Consider the following 18,859-nt stretch of genomic DNA (forward strand, 5'->3'; position numbering starts at 1 on the left):
AGTCTCAGGATGAATGCTGTCGTTATCCTCTGCACTGCGCCTGATCAGGCCACGGCAGACCATCTTGCCGCCTTAGCGCTGGAGGCCAGACTGGCAGCCTGCGTGACACTGCTGCCGGGTGCCACATCCTGGTATCTCTGGCAGGGCAAAATGGAGAAGAGCAGCGAAATCCAGATGCTGCTGAAGTGCGACAGCGATCATCAGCAGGCGCTGTGTGAATTGCTTAAAGAAGCACACCCTTACGATGTCCCCGAATTGCTGGCGCTGCCGGTTCAACATGGAGATAGTGAATACTTGTCATGGCTGCACGCATCTCTCGCTTAATTACGCTTCTGCTGACGCTGTTTATCTGTCTGCAGGCGCACGCATCCCTCTTTTCTAATCCGGCGACCAGCCGCTTTGTGCCCGTTGATCAGGCGTTTACGTTTGACTTCGACCAGCAGGGCGCTCAGCTTAATCTGCACTGGAAAGTGAAATCGGGCTATTACCTCTATCGCCAGCAAATCCACATCACGCCGCAGAACGCGACCCTCGCGCCGCTGACGCTACCGGCTGGTCAGCCGCATGAGGATGAATTCTTTGGCAAAAGTGAGATCTATCCGCAGGACCTGACGCTGCCTGTGATACTGCAACAGGCGGGCACCGGTGCCACACTCAGCGTGACATATCAGGGTTGTGCCGCCGCCGGGTTCTGTTATCCCCCCGAGACGCGCAGCGTACCGGTGAGTGCGGTAGCAGCCAGCAGCGCACCTGCGCCGGTCAGTGCACAGCCCACGCCCGCTAATCCGCTGCCCTTTTCCCCGCTCTGGGCGCTGCTGATCGGCATCGGCGTGGCATTTACGCCCTGTGTGCTGCCGATGTATCCGCTGATCTCCGGCATTATCCTGGGCGGAAATCGCCACTATTCGCTGGGCCGGCTATTTGCGCTGGCGATGGTTTATGTTCAGGGAATGGCGCTGACCTATACGCTGCTGGGCCTGGTGGTCGCGGCCGCGGGCCTGCGCTTCCAGGCCGCGTTGCAGCACCCATATGTGCTGTTGACGCTCTCCGTGCTGTTTATCGTGCTGGCCCTGTCGATGTTCGGCCTGTTTACGCTGCAACTGCCCTCGAGCCTGCAAACCCGTCTGACACTGTGGAGCAATCGTCAGCAGGGGGGATCGCTGCCCGGCGTCTTTCTGATGGGCGCGCTGGCCGGCTTGATCTGCTCGCCCTGCACCACTGCCCCGCTTAGCGCTATTTTGCTTTATATCGCGCAGAGCGGAAATCTTTGGGCCGGTGCCGGGACGCTGTGGCTCTACGCGGTCGGCATGGGATTACCGCTGATCGCTGTAACCCTGTCTGGAAATCGACTGCTGCCGAAAAGCGGTCCGTGGATGCAAACCGTCAAAGAGGGCTTTGGTTTTGTCATCCTGGCGTTGCCAGTCTTCCTGCTGGAACGGGTACTGGGCGACGTGTGGGGATTGCGACTCTGGAGTCTGCTTGGCGTGGCGTTCTTTGGCTGGGCGTTCAGCGTCAGCCTGCGTGCCAGCAGCGGTAAGTGGCGCGTGGTGCAGATTGTCATGCTGGCTGCGGCGTTAATCAGCGCACGTCCGTTACAGGACTGGGCATTTGGCGGTCAGGCGGTACAGCATGCTGTGGCACCGCTGCCGTTCCAGTCCCTCCAGACGCCGCAACAACTCGATAGCGCGCTGCAGCAGGCACATGGTCGCATCACTATGGTCGATCTCTACGCAGACTGGTGCGTCGCCTGCAAGGAGTTTGAAAAATATACCTTTAGTGATAGCGCCGTGCGCGATAGCCTGAGCAAGGTACAGCTACTACAGGCTAACGTCACAGCCAACAGCGCCAGCGACAACGCGCTGTTGCAGCACCTTCGGGTGCTGGGCTTACCGACCATTTTGTTCTTTGATGCGCAGGGCCGTGAAATCCCCGACTCGCGCATCACCGGGTTTCTCAATGCCGCCGATTTCCAGGCGCATTTGCAGAAACTTACCCCATAAACAACACTGGACAGGTCATTGCCCGGCGAAATTGCCGGGCCTGCATACCAGAGGAGAGTCACTTGCAGCGTGAACAGATACTCGAGCATGCATTGAATGTGCTTGAACAGAACGGCCTCGCCGCCACCCTCTCATTGGAAACCCTGGCGGGAGAGACTGAATTAACGCTTGATCGGCTTCAGCAGTTCTGGCCCGATCGCGACGCGCTGCTTTATGATGCGCTCCGCTATCACGGCCAGCAGATTGAAACCTGGCGCCGTCAGATTCTGCTGGATGAATCTCTGTCGCCGGATCAGAAACTGATGGCACGCTATGAAGTCCTGAGTGAGCAGGTCAGCAAAGGCCGTTTCCCGGGCTGCCTGTTTATCGCCGCCTGTAGCTTCTACCCTCAGCCCGATCAGCCCATCCATCAACTGGCCGAGCAGCAAAAACGCGGCTCATGGCAGTTCACCCATGACATTCTGGTGCAACAGGAGCTGGATAACCCAGGTATGGTGGCCGATCAGATGGAACTGATCCTTGAAGGTTGTCTGAGCAGGCTACTGGTGAAGCGTAATGTGCAGGATGTCGCCACCGCTCAGCGGCTGGCGGAGGATGTCTACAACATCGCGCTGTGCCGCAAAAATGGCGCGCTGGCCTGAGGTTTTACCCGCTTTGACTGAAATTCAGGCAATCAGTCACGTTTCCTGGGGTTTTTTAGTGAAAGCCGTTGACGACCCGCGGCCTTTACGGTTTAATGCGCCCCGTTGCCCGAATAGCTCAGTCGGTAGAGCAGGGGATTGAAAATCCCCGTGTCCCTGGTTCGATTCCGGGTTCGGGCACCACAATTTAAAGAAACCCGCCTCTGGCGGGTTTTTTGCGTTCTGAAGCGAACCCGTTATCGAAGGTTCGATATACTCGCCACATCCTGTGGCTCGCCCTACGGGTCGCGCAGGCGCGCAATGCAAAAATGCTCCCGGCATTTTTGTCCGGGTTCGGGCACCAAAATTTAAAGAAACCCGCCTCTGGCGGGTTTTTTGCGTTCTGAAGCGCCAGATTCTACACCTCAACAATACTTTTTATGCCACTCATCTCCGCTAATGCCGATCCGCATTTCGTGCCTGACTCCGTTTGATGGTCAGTGATCTCTGGTGATGGGTCAGATCGCCCGCCATATTTCTTTGGGTAAACGGATGAATTAACGAGTTTCTCCCGCGCTTACTCTTTAGCGGTCTGTTTAATTGCCGCATAGCGGGCTATCAATTGTTTCAGGTGCATCTCCAGTTGAACTCTGGCTGTGACAGGCAAGGGTAAACCGGCAGGATTTGCGAACAACACGCGCAGTTGCTCCTCAGCCGGTATGGATCGATTAAATGACTGCATTGAGGAAAAGACCACTGACTTCAGCTCACTCACCGTCATATATTTTCCCTTCTTCTCATCCAGCCCGTTTAGCCTGTCACTCAATTTCTGTAGCGCTGTCATCCCCTCATGCCAGCCATTCAGGCGGTCTGTCGGTAGTGCTGCAGCGTTAAGCTGTTGCTGCCAGTGCAATGCCATAGATGTTGCCTGCTCTGGCCACAGTACCCTGGCCTGCTCAATCAACATCCGGCTATAGTCAATATTCCAGTCAGCAGGTAATTCATCCAGCCGGGCAAGCTGCTGCTGCGTCTGAGTGAGGAGTTCCTCGGGTAGTGGAGACTGCTGGCGTAATTGCGCCAGTTTGTCAGGCGCAAGAACTGCAGGTAATGGTGCCAGCGAGGCGGCAAGCTGAACCCTCAGCGGGGAAGGCCGTTGAATAAGGTGCCAGCTCCACAATGCGGCAGCGCTTATCAGCAGCATGGTACACATCCCGGCCGTAAAGGATTTCCACTGTTTCACCGGCGTGGGCACTGTCGCCAGCACATCCACATTCGGCTGCGGTTCCGGCTGCGCAACGTACACCCATTTCACTGTGCCGCCTGGCGTCTGGATATCTTCAGGCGAACCATCCGTAAGCTCTCTGGTGGATGCGGCAGCCGCATTCGTCACGGAAGCTGGCGACACAATACCAGACTGATTTTTTAACCCTGAACAGGTTGTATCATCACTGTTTTCCAGCCGGACAGCACTGTTGTGCAGCAGTGTTCGCAGGGTATCAAGCTGGCTCAGATGCTTAAGCTCCAGACGCTGTAATACTTCTCCCAGCCGGGTAAGTTTTTGCTCTGCATGATAAAGCTGGCTGAGGTCGCTGTAATTCAGCGGGATCATACGCATCAGTTGATGCAGACGCTGACTCAGACTGCTGAGAATTTCCATACGAGCATGGACAGGCTGAGGCCATAGCGCACCCCACTGGTGACTTATCAGGGCTTCCAGTATCGCCAGCCCTTCATTGAGACCGAATAATCCGGTTAGCTGCGTGCGGGCCAGCGTATACCAGGCCACTGTCTGTAGCTCCACTCCATTTTGTTCAAACAGCGAGAGGCAAAGTTTTTCGACATAATGCCAGTTAACATCAGGACGCGCCGGATGTGTCAGCTTACTCAGTTCATCGCGAAGGGCGGCGTAATCCGATAGCGTACGCGGATCGCCACCGGTTTTAATTTTACGTTGGGTGATGTCATTCATGACAGGTTGTCCATTTGACGGATCTGAAACAGTGGAAGAGGGTTTGTATAGGGAGTTGCGGATTCGCTTTCAGATTGTGTGATTCTGCAGAAATAGTGGTACTGACCGCTACGGCAGGAGCGCCAGAATCAGATTAAAAAACGTGCTTTCATCGAAATGCTGTACAGGCAGAGATAAAGCATCTGGCGACATAAAAGACCAGCCACCCGAATTACCTGACCGCATGCACAAACGCCCCAGGAACGTTATGCCGCCTGCTGCATGGAGCGTTACCTCCACACATCCGGTCACGCCCTGACCGTAAAGAAATAGCGGCATAAACTTTACGATCCTGTCGTCGTGACGCAGAACGATAGCAGAAATATCAAAAACCCCACCCTCCACCAGCAGGTCCGTCACGGATGTACTGAGCGTCTCTACCTTCAGTCCGGTATCCACCAGCCACACGCCGATCTGCTCCTGAAGCTGCGTCATTCGCAGGCGAAACTCCGCGATATCGGCCTGATTTTTGCTGGTAAACGAGACAGGCGCGGGTTGTCTGGCCCGTAGTTTTTTGAGGAACTGCGATTTTACTGTCATGGTGTTGCCTGACCTTACATACGGATTGCGGAGTCGAGATACTGCTGCTGTTTAAGATGGCGCAGGAGAACACGCCCTTCGGGCATAAACTCCGTGCCATATCGCACCAGTCCAACCCCTTTAAGTTCAGCGTCAATGGCATAGCGCAGTTCGCCGGGAATATTCTGCTGCTGAAGAACAACATCTATCTTTTTCAATCGGGGTTCATATTTGAGCAGCACGGCCGACAGCGTGCCCATCAGCTCATGGGCCGTTCCCGGCATCCCCTGCAGAATTCTGGTCATATCGGGCAGGCCGTAATCCGGCAGATGTGCAAGCGTGCCGGCACGGCAGTTAAGGATGCGCTGCATATTATCGAGTACTGACAGGATAAGCTGATTTTCCTCACTGACCTGGTTGAGACCAAGGCCACCGGTGAAATGGCCGGTGAGCATTTCATACAGCGAAGGTGTGTTATGTCCCTGGGTCATCAGCGGTCCTTAAACGGCAGTAGTGTCAGATGATTGTTACCCGCTTCCAGAATGCGCGGCTTATCGGGATCGAGGTCTTCACGCTGTAACACCCGCTTCCAGGTGTTGTCGACAGTATCCGGGTGGCGAAACAACCCCACCACCGCCACAAACTGCGCGTCGGCCTCCATCGGCATATTCAGGCTGACATCACCGCCCGGCTTCACCACCACATCACGGCTGGCAAGCAGGTCGGCTTGCAGAATGGCCTCTCCCTCTTTCAGCAGCTGTTGGTAGACCGTTTTGTCAAAGGTATTGCGGTCTTTCAGCTGGTAAACCCGGACCACCACCGGTTCAGACAGCGAGTTACTTTCCCGTGAATCGGTGTTCAGCGCTTCACGTGCGGTGAAATCCAGATGCAGCACATTAATCTTTTTATAAAACAGATCGTTAAATGCCGATTTGGTGCCCTCAGTGATGCCCTGCGTTACCCCGCAGCCCGTCAGACTGCATGCCAGCAGTGCAGGTAGCCAGCACGCGGGATTAATCAAATGTGTACGTAACATGTCGGTTTCCTTGTTGTGGTGTAGCGGGCTGCAGGCCGGTGTAATAGCCCAGTTCCGTGGTAAAAGTCTGCGGGATGTCGTCCGGCAGATTATCTCTCTCCACACCCAGTACGCCGTTCATACCCAACCAGAAAGGACCGTCGCCGAGCGGTGGAGCGGCCAGCAGATGAGTCCGGGTGGTCAGGGTGATTTTTGCCTTAAAACGCCAGCCAAGATAAACGCGCAGCATCACAAGAAAATCCTGATACAGCAGGCCATCCGGCTTCCAGTTTTGCGACTCCTGCTCATTATCTGTGGACAGAGCAATCAGCAACTGGCTGTTGGCATCCATCGCCTCTTCGCCAAGCGGCGTGTTACCGTCCAGCAGAAAATCGTTATCACCGTAAAACCCCAGAGGCTGACTGACCTCTACAGGCCGAAGACAGTAAGGACTGACCTGCACAGTGGTATCCGGGGCCAGCAAAGTCACCAGTCCCTGCATCCCCTCCTGGGTTTTACCGGGCTGTTGCAGCACACCCAGCAGCGCCAGAAAGCGGGAGACGGGTGTGGCAATATGGTTAGCGGTGCCGGGAATACCCAGCCCCACCAGACCCAGAAGCGACTGCGAAATGGTGTCGGTCCCGCCGGGCTCAAATGTGGCCGGGTAAGAATATTTACGCCAGATGCGGTAAAACTGCGTCAGGATGCGGTGGCTGAAGATATCCAGAAACCCCTGCAGCGCTTCATGCCCTTCACGGCGCTGAGTGATGTCATCAAGATAGGTGGTCGGCAAGGGGGAATCGACACCATACATCCCCATAAAGGTTGTTCGGATGAGCGGAGGCCTGCTGTCATCAGCCTCGTCATAGTCGACAGCTTTCAGTTCACCGACCGGAAACCCCATTCCCGGATGCGGTGCAAATCGCACCGGGTCATCCGCCGGATGGCTGGTTGAGCCCATTAGCGGCCCGCCGGGATTACGCTTCTCCAGCAGCTGACATAAACGGTAAAAGTTAATGCGATGAAGATCAGCTTCCAGTCGCGGGCTCAGCCGGGAATGCGGCGGTTGTGCTTCTCTTCCCATTGCAGGCGTTCTCCGGTCGGTTGCAGGATAATAATCAGGCGGTTAAACAGGTAGATATCGGTGTAGAGCGCGAAGAAGCGACTCAGCATCTCGCCAAATAAACAGATGTCGCCACGTCCGGCAAAACCGTGGCTGTCGAGCGTCACTTCGATCTGCACACCACGCACCAGGTAGCCCTGCTCAAAGCGCTCGGTTTCGCTGTGCTTCACGTCAATGATGGCTTCCAGGCGGCGGCGGTTCATCTCGCTGTCAGTCCACTCGTACAGCGCCAGGGTGCCGCGTAGCACGTCGGCGTTGTCCATCATTGACAGAAACCCGCTGCCGAGATGGCTCAGCACGCGCCAGTGAAAACGATCCTGTGCCGGGGGATAACAGGGCAGCGTCGGCGCGCAAAGGTTACGTACGGCGATGCTGGCCGAGGTGGTTTTCATCACCGTATCGAGAACCGTGCTCTGCAGCGCACGGCGTGGCAGCTGGCCGTTGGTGCCGGTGAGCGTCAGTGACAGACTTTCATCTTCCGGGACCGTATGGTTATCAAAGGCTTCGCCGCCGAGGATAAGCCAGGTGTTATGCAGCCCGGAAGGCCCCCGACGCACGCGGGTATGGTAGTAATATTCCGGCGCTTCATGCCGCATCATTCCGCCTTTGTGGCGAAACCCGGAAAATGGGACATAGGTATGCTGGCTCGATGACATCACCGAATCCACCGCATATATCTCGGTATGGCCATCCTGCACGCGCATCGGACGCAGCATATATTCAGTCTGCAGTGCGTTAAGCGTCAGCGGATCCGACTCCAGCGGGAACAGGTTGATTACCGGTACGCAGTTCAGGCGAAGGTGCTTTTCCGTAAAATTGAAATCATGCTCCCAGCGTTGCGCCAGTACCACATCGATTTCAAACCAGGGGAGCTCAGCCGGAAAGACCACTTTCTCCAGCCCACGCAGGCCCGTGAACATGAATTTCTCACGGAAGGTGAAATACTCCAGCAGTAACTGGTAGCCGCTGAAGCTGCAGTTTCCTTTCGGCCAGAGGGTATCGTCATCGCCAAATCCCAGCGCGGTGAAATGTCCGGCAAGCGGTCTTCTGTCCGTGTCACCCGGCATCCGTAGCCAGAACTGCGCCGTGTTCATGGTAAAGGCTTCATGCATGGCACAGGCCAGTGGTGCGTCAGCATTGAAGTAAAGGGGTATCTGTCGGAGATCGACCCGGCTCCAGTCGGCAAGATGGCTGCAGTTAAAGCGCAGGCTGATGATCGAATGCCCGTCAGGACCCGTCGATAATCGGGCATATTCCAGTGACAGCGGCTGAAGGATAATCTCTTTGGTAGTGCTATAGCGGCAGCGCGTGCCCTTCTCACCGACGGGCCGCGAGTTCACCTCAAAACCTTTTACAATGCGCATCTGCTCTTTCATTTCACGCCAGTCGGGCGTGAACTCCACTACCGACATCGACGGAATGGTGCGCAGGTAATGCGGCCATAGCAGGCTGACCAGTCCTTCGGTCAGCTCCGGCAGATCGTCATCAAGCTTCTCGCGAAGCCGGCCCATCAGGAAGGCAAAGCCTTCAAACAGGCGCTCCACGAACGGGTCACGCGCCCCCGCTTTATCAAGGTTGAGCATGGCTGCCTGCTCAGGGTGAGCACGGGCAAACTCTTCACCGGCTTCCAGCAGGTAGCGCATTTCAGCGTCGTAATAACGCAGAGTTAAGTCATCCATAGCATTTTATTCTGATTGGTCAGGGGAAGGTTCAGGCGAAATAAAAACTGACAAGATGGAAAAAACCGGTGCGGCAAAACAGAGCGAATCAATACGATCCATCATTCCTCCATGTCCCTCGATCATCGTACCGAAGTCCTTTACGCCGCGATCTCGTTTAATCGCGGACATGCATAGCCCGCCTGCAAAGCCCAGCAGCGTAATCACCAGAGAGATCAGCGCGGCCTGCCACGGTGCGAAAGGAGTGACCCACCACAGCAGTGCGCCCATACGCTCAGGCAGGTAAACGCCAGGCTAAACGCGACGCACGCCATCAGCGCGCAGACAATACTGGCAAGCGAAATCTGGTTCGGTGTGATGTTCATTTTCCCTAACCAGCGGGCACTGTTTTGCGCCCAGCGCTGGTCGCGTGTGGCAAGCGGGCGGCGTTCCTTACTATTTATTTCCATCAGATAAGCTCATAAAAAGAGTCAAAGGGGGGAGTCAACGGATTCAGCCGCAAAGCACTGCGCTGCCTGCCGGATCGATCGCAATCAGATCGGACAAAAGCAAATCCATCTCGGGCTGAAGTCGGGATTTATCGGTTTCACTGCGTGTGGCTTTCATGCGCAGCAGTCTGAGGCGGCGTGATTTCACTTCAAACAGCAGTGCGGGTGTCCAATGCGTGAGGGTAATTGCCTGTGCGGCACTGTCGAGCTCACTCAGCAGATGCAGGGCCAGTTCATTCCTGCCCTTCTGTTCAGCCACGCGAGCCATCACCAGACGCAGCAGCCATTTGTCTTTTGTGGCGTCTATGCCCGGGCGAGTCTGCAGCCAGTGAAGTGTGGCATCCAGACCATCGGTGTCCGCTTTCTCCAGCGCTTCCGGCTCAAGGGCCAGGATTTGGTTATCCATCTCACTGACGGCACTGATCGGTTCATCACGCCAGCCTGACATATCATCCAGTACGCTCTGATTTATCCAGTTCAGCGTGACCTCATCGGCAAACGGTGTACCGTCATTAAAAGCCAGGGTTTCAAGCCCGGTCAGGCGGCGCAGCAACCCTTTCAGGTCGGCGGCGATGATGTCTGCCAGCACATCCTGCCCCGACTTGATCAGGGCCTGGTGGATATACCACTGCAAATCCAGCCAGAGGTGATTGGCGCCACGCGAGAAGGTGCTGTCCGCCTGCTCCAGTATCTCTGACCAGCTCTGCTGCAGGTACAGACGTTTGAGCATGGCCCGCTGATCGGCCCGCGGCGGTTCGATACGCGTTTTCCCTTCGGCATCCGGTGCCGGAATCGTTCTCAGCGTGTCATGACGCAGGCTTTTCATCAGCCGGTGTGCTGCCAGCCAGCCGTCGGGCTGATCACGCAGATATTCCGTCAGGGTTCGGGCCTGGGCCAGCAAATCCTGACCAGAGGCAATACGACTCAGGCTCGGTGCGTCAGGTGCAGTGGTAAGCGTGGAGGCCTGGGAAAGTACTGTATTACCTGCATTCTGCGGCACCACAGCATCCACGCCACCCGCCTTTATCAGGCGAGATTCCAGCGCACTGTAAAGGGCATTCAGTTCCGGTCGGGACGCTTCAGGTTCAGCGTCAAGGTTATCGCGGATGATCAGCAGCGCGCCGGCGGTACGTAGTGCATCCTCGCGTACGACCTCCGGGTAGAGTGAGAGACTGTTCAGAAGACGGGGACCCGCGAGCCACTCCAGCGCGGCCTTCCGGCTGCGATCACGCTGTGGATGAAGCTGCATGCTAAAGCGCAGCAGTAAACCCGCCAGCAACTCAAGCCCTTCGGCAAAGCCTGCTTCCCCATCCTGATGCAGGCGCGCCCAGCAGTAATAAGTCGCAATCCGGATATCTTTGACCTCAGTGGTCAGTAACTTTTCAGCAAGCCCACATATCAGCCCGGTATCAATCCCGGAGAGTTTATTGACCTCCTCCCGGATACGCTGAAAATCATCATCATAGCCTGGGTCTTCTCCGGTCGGACTGACGTCACTTACCGGAGCTAACCAGGGGTGCCAGCTTTCTATCCGTGCCTGCGCCTGTCGCCGCAACTGAATTTCATCCGCCTGACATGCGGCAACAAGATTCTGCAAAATGCTCATTCGAGACCCTCCATGTCACTGTTTCCTGTATTAGCCATCAGCGCCTGCGCGGTGGCGGCGCTGTCCACACTGAATATCTGATCCGGCAGCGTGAAACCGCGCAGATCCAGCAGCGCCAGCGGCCCTTTTCCGAGTTGTGAGCGCAACACCCACTGCAGAGTACGACCGTCCGGGGCAGTGAAACTCATCATCCACTGGCTGCGGTCAAGCTGCTGGCGCTTGCCCTGCTCCAGCCAGCGAATAAACCCCCAGGTTCCGCTGTAGTCACCGAAGAGACGTGCCCCGGCGTTGACCGTAGTCCAGGTCAGCATGGTTCCCGGCTTGTAAGTGTCTCCCGGCCAGCGAAAGCTTTGCCAGTCAGCCATCTGGTTGAAATAGTACAGCTTTTGTCCATCAATGGTCAGTTGAGTTTCCACTACCTGAGGTGTCGGACGTGCCTGAAGTTCGAAGCTTATACCCTGACTGCCGTCGGTAAACAGAATGTCTGACAGCTGGCTCAGTTTATTGATGGCACGCAGGAACGTCGGGTTAAAGGTCAGCCCCTGGCTGTTGACCTTATCCGGTACCCACTGGCTACCTTCTTTGTGCAATACGCCGCTCAGTTCCGTGGTCAGGAAGCGTTCAATACGCCCGCTGTCCTTGCGTATAAACTCGGCCAGCATCGGCAGAGAGGCATCGCTTTTACTGGCGGCAAACGGGAAACGACCGTAAAAGGCAGTTTGCCAGTTCGCGACAACTGACCGGCTCCATTTGTCATTCAGACTGGCTGCCGATGGCTGAAGCACGGTCTCCCAGGCCTGGCTCAGTGGCTGCACAAACATCGTATTGCCAAACCCACTCCACTCTTCACCCAGACTCGCGGAAATCAGGCTGCCATACTGTTGAGTATCAGTGAGGTCCACGCTTTTACCCTGAAATACGGTTTGTGCCAGGTTTTGCATCATCTCCTGCGGATCAGAGGCACTGGCCACCTGTTGCAGGCGCAGACGCACGCGGGTGATACGGGTCAGATACGTCTGCAGACTCAGAGAGTTGTCCGCCGACATGACGTTGTTGCCCTTGTTTTTGCCCAGTAACTGCAGCAGTGGGCCGAAGGTCTCATCCAGCGGCCCCTGCGGGATGGAGGCGGACTGGTCGATTACAGGTTTGTCTTTCCCGCCTGTGAGGTCTTTAGCTGATTTGATGAGGGAATCTGAAAAGCCTTCGCTTCGCTGTCCGGTCTGCCCCTGCCAGGCGAGTGTGTTCATCAGGGCAATCAGTGGCGACTGGCGGACATCACTCATGAGCGTCAGCTGGTCGGTGACGTCCGCAATATTGTTTGCCGGGTTAAGCCGCAGGCTGTTGAGAAAGCTCAGCCAGCTGCCGGCAAAGTCGGTGAAGTAACGCTGTATCAGACGTGCTTTCAGGGCTTCCGGCGACAGGTCTGACGATACTGCTTTACGGGAATCGCTCAGTACCCAGTCAATTTCGTCACGGCGGGAACTGGCAGCCTTTTCTATAGCCTGCTGAATGCCGCCTTCCCAGGCCTGGCGGGTGAACATGCCTGGTACCACTTCATCGGTGGTGAACAGACGACGGGCATCGGTGCCGCTGGTCATGTCGTCCAGAGAGAGATCGGCAAAGTTACGACGTACGGATTTGAGCATGTTCTCATACAGCGTGCTTTCTGCATTGCGGCGACCAATCTGCTGCAACAGTACCTGACGACTCTGACTCACCAGTTGCGCATCCGGTGTGACTGTCCACTGTGGTTGCTGAGGCAGTTCATTCATGTAGAAAGCCCACAAGTCCGGGGAGAGGCTTTGCCACAGGCCGGTTGAAATGCCCATCCGCGTCGGCTGCACGTCTTTCATAATCCGGGCGTAAAACGCGCCATCGGCTTTATCCGGACGCGCCATCATTAACCAGGCTTTTAGCTGGTCATAGCCTGGTTTCGCCAGGAGGATCCGCTGGTCGCTATTAGGTGCGGAGTTTGCCAGCGCACTGAGTTTCTGCATCAGGGCCGTATTCGCTGGATCGCGTATCAGCCGGTTGTTCGCCACGCCGTACCAGGGCAGCATCGCGTCGAGCAACTGCGGGTTGTGATCCAGACCGAAGCGCTGATACCACGGAGCGCCATCGCGAATACGGTGGTGAAGGCGTCCCGCATCATTACGCAGGGCATGCAGAGCCGTGAGGTGGTAATCCGATACGGAAGGATGCCCGACCAGACCATGAGCCTGCTGCGCAACAGAGACAATCTGCAGACGATTAACTGCAAACGACAGCAGCATCCCCGCGCCCCATACGCAAAGGATGGCCATCAGTGCCCAGCCAGTCGTCTGTTCCCACGCCATACCGACGCGGCGACCACGTATGCGGGTACAGTCATCCACTATTCCTTGCCAGGTCAACGGCAGAATCAGCGCATGACGTTGTGATTCCGGGAGATATTTCCCGACGCCGGCAGTTGCATCACCGGTTATTCCCTCAGCAATATCAGCAGGTTTACTCGCAGGCAGGCTGAACATCAGGCCCCGCAGCGGAACGCGCTGCTGGGAGGCAGATAACCAGGGTACCAGTTGCTGAGCCCAGCGCCTGATACCGCCCTCTTTAAGGTGCTGACCCAGGCGCAGCAGAAAGTCGTGGCTGTTATTTTCCACAACCTGTTGTAAACCCTGTGTCTGCAAGGCAGGCAGCATCAGTTCCAGCTGGTGAATAATATCGTCTTCTTTTGCACGCGGGGGGAAGCTTGCCCCTACTGCCTGTTCCGGGCGATTCTCCTGCGGCCAGTGGCTGTCGCACAATTGCCACAACCAGACGGGCGCTGAGTAACGCAACAGTTCGCTGATTTTTTCCAGGCTGCGTAGATCGTTGTCACTGATTTGTGGGGTCAGATTAAGCGACTGCGGCATTACCCGGACAATACCGTCCAGAGGACGCCCGCGGCGCAGTTTACGCAGCGCGGTGTATTTTTCCTTATCGGGTTCAGAAGTCAGACTGCCGCCGTATATCAGGACGGTACGATTGCCTTCGAGCCACTGGTTTTCGTGAAGGCCCGGTACCAGCTGTTCGATTGCCGCTTCATCGCCAGTGATTAACAACAGACGGGTTTTACGCCGCCAGAAGAGGTTATAGCGGCGACGGAGATGGCTGCTGATGTCCGTGCTGAGAGTCAGACAGGGCATTCTTTTCTTTTTGACCGGTCTGGAAGAAGCCTCCCCCATCACTTTATCCCGTATCATTAAATGAAAAGCGATAAACCCCAGCACCAGTACGCAGAGCGACACTCCCCAGACAACAAAGCAGGCCGTCATGATTCGACGTATCAAAACCCATTCCGTGGAGAGATCTTCCCCCCAATACCACCACAGCAATCCACCTGCCAGCACAAGCAGCGTGATAGTGGCAACAAACAACACCGCCGTGGCAAGCACAGAAAATTCAGCGGGTTTATTTTCCTTCACCATAAGGTTTAATAATTCCAAGTGCGAGAGTATGAAGAGGGTCTTTGGCTATCCAGCCGCAGGGTTCTTGATAGTTTTTTGCGTAAAGGGCTGCCAGAACCAGCACGATAAGCATTTCCATATCATCGGGGTTGCCCCAGTTGAGGTCCTGAACGTGATGGGTCACATTCCAGCCGCTTTGCGCCAGGGTGGGCAGCGTCGGCTGTGAGAACAGCATGCAGGCGTCAGGCGGCTCTTCGCAGCCGCTTTGCTGCTCCGCTCGTTCGCAGGCTGCGGTTAAAACCTCTTTCCCGGCGATATCGTAAACCTCTCCACGGGTGAGGCTGACCAGTCCTTTCTGCGCGACCAGACACAGTGCAGCGGACTCACCGGCAGGCAGCACAGAATTAAATGAGGCCGCTATCGAATGACACCCGGCAACCAGAATGGCCTCTGTTTCAGGAAGCGTTTGAGCCGTTGAGGCAAGTGCAGACAGCGTCTCTTCGCCTTGCCATGCCTCCGGTTTTTTCGGCAGCACCACGTCCGGAAATGAAACCTTCATTTGGGTACAGAATGCATGCCAGGCATCCAGAGAACCCTGCCAGTAACAGCGACATAACTGTGGGAGGGGGGAATCTGCGCTTTGCGTCTGCCATTGCAGCACCAGCATTTTTGCCAGCAAAGCCTCGCGTTCAGTCACCGTATCGACCAGTGTTCGACCAATACGCAGCGCTTTCCCGCCCGGCTCATTTTTTATCTCAGGAACCCGATGCTCGCGTTTTAACAGCCGCAGCCAGTGTGACGTATCGGTTCCGGCCGGGCCCAGCAGCACCATTTCACTGAGCGCGAAACGGTGTCGATGCTGCTTCCACCAGGCCTGCTGCTGCTGCTCAACCAGTTGTTCATAATATCGGGCGTTATGGGCCGAAGTCCGGTAATACAGCAGGTGTATTAACCAGAGCATGCCCATCAGGATCACCGCGCCAGCCATTCCTTTCATGGCCAGCCCGGCACCGTTCCCGGCAGGTTGAAGCAGCGCACCGCCCCCACCGCACAGCAATATCATCAGCGCGCCCGCTGACAACCATCGCTTTACCGCAGGAGGACGCGCAACCCGATAGGGTGGATACTCCGGTAACGGTCTCATAGCTCAATGCCACAATCGGGAAAGGAGCTCACCAGCGTACAGCCACAGGCACAACGGTGACCGTGCAACGCCACCGGCTGTCCGTCCACTTCCGATAATGAACTGCCTTCGCTGATGACCGTCATCCCATGTTTATTGCACTTCACCGCATCGCCTTTGCAGGCAATCCCGTTACCGAAGAGAAGATAATGCCCGCCCAGCACTTTTCCACCGTACTCCCGCAGGGTATCGCCCTCGCGTATCACTGCTTTCATCCTTAATTCCTCCCTGAATCAGGGCTTTACAGTTGCCTTTAGATTTTCCGCCCAGATGGACTCAATCATCGATTTTGCCAGCGCCAGCCGCTGATCGCTGATGATCTGAGTTTGCTGTGCAACCACCGTGCCGGGCTCCATCGTTGGCGCCTGCAGCTGTGCGACATCAGACAGCATCGGTAATGGTTTACCGGAAAGCAGATCGATGGCCTGTTTTTCGAAATAAATGCCCCCCGCGGTACCGGCAAGCCCCGCAATTTTGCCCTTCACGGTTTTCTGTTTAATGATTACGGCCGCGCCTGCGGCAAGCGTCGCGGCGCCAACCACCGCCCCGGCAATCATCAACGGCGTCATCGGCTTACTGCTGCAGTTGCCGAAATAGATCATCCGGTAGAGGAAATAGCTGCCCCAGGGTTCGCGGGAGCCTAAGGCGTTGTGCATAAACCACGCGCGGGAATCATGAACCTGATCGTCAAACAGCGCGCGCGTCAGCCCGGCAGACCCGGTCGCGTTGCTCGCTTCTCCGGTCGCCGGGAAAAGCACGTCCTTGCGATCGTCACCCGCGGTTTTTATTTTCAGCCACTCACCGTACTGATTGTCGTTATTCAGCAGGAAGACGGCGTTACTCACTGAATCAATGACGGTAAACCGCCAGTTCCCGGTATCCGACCGGGAGAGGCCGCTGTAATCTTCCCTGAACTCTTCGGCGGCCTGGCGCAGCTGAGTTTGCGCCAGTGCGGCGTCGAAATCCTTCGGACCCGGCGGGAGCATCAGGAAGCCCTTTTCCGCAGTGTGGGCGGCTTTCATGGCCCGGCGAGTATCGTCAATTTTTCTCTTTGCTTCTTTCCAGTCTGCCTCAGACTGCTTTCTGACCAGCGGATCGCTGTCTTTATCCAGCCCGTTCGCCGCCGAATCAACATAGAAGCGCTGTGTTTTGTAGGTTCCAGCGGCATAGCGATTGATACGCCACGCGGTGATCCAGCCCATCTGATTTTCAAGGGCTTTCTCCAGGCTGACCGGCGCGCGTGGCGGATCGTAGTTTGCGGCTTGTTCGGGGGAGAGGGGTTCATCGTGAGCTGTAAGGCCGAGGGTTATTTCGCGCCAGGCATTGAAACGATTGATTAATATTTCTGATATATAAAATTCCCGTCCTAAATCAAAAGGCATAGTTCTCCAAGTGCTTTGTGCCAAATCCACAGGCAGCACTTCCTTAGGTACTTTTAAGGGGGCACCAGATCCGAAAGCAGAGGCATACATTTCATGTAGCGCTATTTGTGACAACAAATAGCCGTCGTTGTCTGCATTGGCCTTTCCCTGATCCCCCGGTGGATAGCCTCCCCCTAAATCCGAGTGCATTCCCGGATAAACTACCTCAAGGCTGTTCGCCGGATACCTACCATCCGGGCGGCGAATCGAATCCAGTGGAAAGCAGAGCCGCTGCTCATGAGAAGAGACCAGGTGGACGCACTTCTTAACCAACCCGCCGTAAGTCTTCTCAGCCGGCAGCTCCTGGGTCCCGTTCGCCCAGCCCATATGCCCTTCCGCCACCGGGGCGATATGCGCCACGCCCACCGAGGCAACGGTATCCAGCAGGCCAAGGAACTCCACGCTGAGCGGAATTTTCAGCCCCTCCACCGCCAGACACTGCTCAGGTTTGTCTTTTCCCTCTTCAGGCTTTGGCAGCAGCTCACTGAGCCAGTTAACAAAAGCCCTCGCCGCTGCTGCCCCGCGCGAGAAGCCGTACACGTACAGTTTGATCCCCAACAGCTTCGGCTTTCCAGGTTCAACAGGCACCAGGGCCTTTTGCAGATCTGGTGCCATCTCTTTCAGCAGGCTCTGGAAGGTCTCAAAACGGTTGGCCGCGCCGGTCAGCCCAAAGGACGCCACAAAGGTTGCCATTTTATTCACCGCGCTCCAGCTCACACTGTTCGACAGACTCTTCTTAGTTGTTGTACGCTTCAGGGCATCGATAATCCGCAGCAGACCCCAGTTGATGCGGTCCTCACCATAGGTCGCCGCCGCCAGCCCCACCATGCTGAAATCCAGATCGCTCACCTCGGGAAAAGGCGTCCCGACGCCGGGAATATAATATTTGTAGTATTTGTCATCGCCGCTGCCGTCAGCATCCAGCAACTCCTCATCGTTTACTACTCCCCCGGCAGCCCCCTGCCCGATAGTCGCGCGAAACAGACGGGCAATATTGGTGGGGTGCTTCGGGTCAGCAATATATAAGTCATGATTAAGATTATTGCCGGTACCGTCGAAAAACAGGCTGATATGCAACGTTTTACAGCACGGGGGCTCCACGCGTCGCCCGGCGACCAGGCACAGTTCCTGTCGCCAGGCCAGCTCGTGACTGTCCTGCTGCGCGCAGTTTGTACCGACCAGCGCAGCCTGAGTGGGTAAACGCCCCTGAGCAGGAAACACCGGCGGGAACCACGCCAGTTCGGTAATTATTTCGGACATACTCTGGGCTCCGGCATCTTAAGAGGCTCTTTAATCGGGTGTTCCGGATGGCCATAGTTCGCACAGCTGGTCGTCACTTTCACCTCATCACAGGGCAGAAAATGCACCGTGATCCCGCAGGTTTCCTGCCCCGTATAATCCGGTAAAGGTACCACCGCGCTATGCTGCTTATTCTGGGCCTTCATTTTTTTTTCCCAGGCCAGATACCTGACATCATCACCAAAGCCTGGGAAACCGTCCATATCGCCAACCCCGGTTTCCCAGTCAATTTTGACCGTCATATCCGGTCGCCATTTCGCCGGCACACCATAGCAGCAGCCGCCCCCGCCGCCCTGATACGGCCCGATGATGTCAATTCCCGACTGACCGTCGACGCTGAAATGGTTGATGGCCCATTTGGTATGGTTGATTGCCTCTATGGTTCCACCACCACCCCGGCTTTCCGCGTTCGCCTGCTGCTGGCTACAGCCCGCCAGCAACACGGCACTCAGTACCACGAGGTAATGTCG

At 56.2% G+C, this 18,859-nt stretch carries 15 protein-coding genes, 1 tRNA gene and 1 pseudogene; 4 read left to right on the plus strand and 13 right to left on the minus strand.

Annotation, left to right across the window (positions count from 1 at the left end; translation table 11 throughout):
• Positions 1-9: 9 nt before the first annotated feature.
• From cutA to NP77_RS02965, 4 genes are all read left to right on the plus strand, one after another.
• Entirely contained in the window at positions 10-324 is a 315-nt protein-coding gene (gene cutA, locus NP77_RS02950) for a divalent cation tolerance protein CutA (RefSeq protein WP_003848322.1), read from the plus strand.
• Positions 300-2,000, plus strand: a complete 1,701-nt coding sequence (locus tag NP77_RS02955; protein ID WP_039658960.1) for a protein-disulfide reductase DsbD — start codon at positions 300-302, stop codon at positions 1,998-2,000. Before cutA ends, NP77_RS02955 begins: the two co-directional genes overlap by 25 nt.
• A gap of 62 nt (positions 2,001-2,062) precedes the next feature.
• Positions 2,063-2,641, plus strand: coding sequence for a transcriptional regulator (locus NP77_RS02960; RefSeq protein WP_039658962.1), 579 nt, complete (start codon positions 2,063-2,065; stop codon positions 2,639-2,641).
• Between the two features lie 107 nt (positions 2,642-2,748).
• A tRNA-Phe gene (locus NP77_RS02965) sits at positions 2,749-2,824 on the plus strand.
• Between the two features lie 373 nt (positions 2,825-3,197).
• On the opposite strand, the gene NP77_RS02970 is transcribed toward NP77_RS02965, so the two are convergent.
• The 13 genes and pseudogenes from NP77_RS02970 to NP77_RS03030 all read right to left on the minus strand — a co-directional run.
• Positions 3,198-4,589: a VasL domain-containing protein gene (locus tag NP77_RS02970; RefSeq protein ID WP_039658965.1), complete on the minus strand. Its 1,392-nt coding sequence runs from the start codon at positions 4,587-4,589 to the stop codon at positions 3,198-3,200.
• Between the two features lie 108 nt (positions 4,590-4,697).
• Positions 4,698-5,168, minus strand: coding sequence for a hypothetical protein (locus NP77_RS02975; RefSeq protein WP_039658966.1), 471 nt, complete (start codon positions 5,166-5,168; stop codon positions 4,698-4,700).
• 14 nt (positions 5,169-5,182) lie between these two features.
• The gene (gene tssE, locus NP77_RS02980) at positions 5,183-5,638 is read right to left on the minus strand and encodes a type VI secretion system baseplate subunit TssE (RefSeq protein ID WP_039658967.1); all 456 of its coding nucleotides are present in this window, start codon (positions 5,636-5,638) and stop codon (positions 5,183-5,185) included.
• Positions 5,638-6,183, minus strand: a complete 546-nt coding sequence (tssJ, locus tag NP77_RS02985) for a type VI secretion system lipoprotein TssJ (protein ID WP_039658968.1) — start codon at positions 6,181-6,183, stop codon at positions 5,638-5,640. The genes tssE and tssJ overlap by 1 nt, the downstream gene beginning before the upstream one ends.
• Entirely contained in the window at positions 6,161-7,246 is a 1,086-nt protein-coding gene (gene tssG / locus NP77_RS02990) for a type VI secretion system baseplate subunit TssG (RefSeq protein WP_039658969.1), read from the minus strand. The genes tssJ and tssG overlap by 23 nt, the downstream gene beginning before the upstream one ends.
• Positions 7,210-8,964, minus strand: a complete 1,755-nt coding sequence (gene tssF, locus NP77_RS02995) for a type VI secretion system baseplate subunit TssF (RefSeq protein WP_039658971.1) — start codon at positions 8,962-8,964, stop codon at positions 7,210-7,212. Before tssF ends, tssG begins: the two co-directional genes overlap by 37 nt.
• Positions 8,965-8,995: 31 nt before the next feature.
• A pseudogene (locus NP77_RS03000) lies at positions 8,996-9,231 on the minus strand (phosphatidate cytidylyltransferase); the annotation flags it as partial.
• Positions 9,232-9,456: 225 nt separating this feature from the next.
• Entirely contained in the window at positions 9,457-11,058 is a 1,602-nt protein-coding gene (gene tssA / locus NP77_RS03005; protein ID WP_039658974.1) for a type VI secretion system protein TssA, read from the minus strand.
• Positions 11,055-14,507, minus strand: a complete 3,453-nt coding sequence (locus NP77_RS03010) for an ImcF-related family protein (RefSeq protein ID WP_039658975.1) — start codon at positions 14,505-14,507, stop codon at positions 11,055-11,057. Before NP77_RS03010 ends, tssA begins: the two co-directional genes overlap by 4 nt.
• A complete protein-coding gene (locus tag NP77_RS03015) occupies positions 14,491-15,630 on the minus strand; it encodes a hypothetical protein (RefSeq protein WP_039658976.1) in 1,140 nt (379 codons plus the stop codon). The genes NP77_RS03010 and NP77_RS03015 overlap by 17 nt, the downstream gene beginning before the upstream one ends.
• Positions 15,627-15,884 (minus strand): PAAR domain-containing protein, encoded by a 258-nt coding sequence (locus NP77_RS03020; protein ID WP_003855563.1) that lies wholly within the window; start codon positions 15,882-15,884, stop codon positions 15,627-15,629. The genes NP77_RS03015 and NP77_RS03020 overlap by 4 nt, the downstream gene beginning before the upstream one ends.
• 18 nt (positions 15,885-15,902) lie before the next feature.
• Entirely contained in the window at positions 15,903-18,350 is a 2,448-nt protein-coding gene (locus tag NP77_RS03025; protein WP_039658978.1) for a DUF2235 domain-containing protein, read from the minus strand.
• Positions 18,338-18,859 (minus strand): DUF3304 domain-containing protein (locus NP77_RS03030; RefSeq protein ID WP_039658989.1); only part of this gene is annotated, 522 nt, incomplete at its 5' end. The genes NP77_RS03025 and NP77_RS03030, both read right to left, overlap by 13 nt.

The organism is Pantoea sp. MBLJ3 (assembly GCF_000816655.1).
Classification (GTDB): domain Bacteria; phylum Pseudomonadota; class Gammaproteobacteria; order Enterobacterales; family Enterobacteriaceae; genus Pantoea; species Pantoea eucalypti.

What these genes read in the sequence shown, in the direction of transcription:
- cutA (WP_003848322.1), top strand. Translation starts at nt 10, where the DNA reads ATGAATGCTGTCGTTATCCTCTGCACTGCGCCTGATCAGGCCACGGCA.
- NP77_RS02955 (WP_039658960.1), top strand. Translation starts at nt 300, where the DNA reads ATGGCTGCACGCATCTCTCGCTTAATTACGCTTCTGCTGACGCTGTTT.
- NP77_RS02970 (WP_039658965.1), bottom strand. Translation starts at nt 4,589, where the DNA reads ATGAATGACATCACCCAACGTAAAATTAAAACCGGTGGCGATCCGCGT.
- NP77_RS02975 (WP_039658966.1), bottom strand. Translation starts at nt 5,168, where the DNA reads ATGACAGTAAAATCGCAGTTCCTCAAAAAACTACGGGCCAGACAACCC.
- tssE (WP_039658967.1), bottom strand. Translation starts at nt 5,638, where the DNA reads ATGACCCAGGGACATAACACACCTTCGCTGTATGAAATGCTCACCGGC.
- tssJ (WP_039658968.1), bottom strand. Translation starts at nt 6,183, where the DNA reads ATGTTACGTACACATTTGATTAATCCCGCGTGCTGGCTACCTGCACTG.
- tssG (WP_039658969.1), bottom strand. Translation starts at nt 7,246, where the DNA reads ATGGGAAGAGAAGCACAACCGCCGCATTCCCGGCTGAGCCCGCGACTG.
- tssF (WP_039658971.1), bottom strand. Translation starts at nt 8,964, where the DNA reads ATGGATGACTTAACTCTGCGTTATTACGACGCTGAAATGCGCTACCTG.
- tssA (WP_039658974.1), bottom strand. Translation starts at nt 11,058, where the DNA reads ATGAGCATTTTGCAGAATCTTGTTGCCGCATGTCAGGCGGATGAAATT.
- NP77_RS03010 (WP_039658975.1), bottom strand. Translation starts at nt 14,507, where the DNA reads ATGGTGAAGGAAAATAAACCCGCTGAATTTTCTGTGCTTGCCACGGCG.
- NP77_RS03015 (WP_039658976.1), bottom strand. Translation starts at nt 15,630, where the DNA reads ATGAGACCGTTACCGGAGTATCCACCCTATCGGGTTGCGCGTCCTCCT.
- NP77_RS03020 (WP_003855563.1), bottom strand. Translation starts at nt 15,884, where the DNA reads ATGAAAGCAGTGATACGCGAGGGCGATACCCTGCGGGAGTACGGTGGA.
- NP77_RS03025 (WP_039658978.1), bottom strand. Translation starts at nt 18,350, where the DNA reads ATGTCCGAAATAATTACCGAACTGGCGTGGTTCCCGCCGGTGTTTCCT.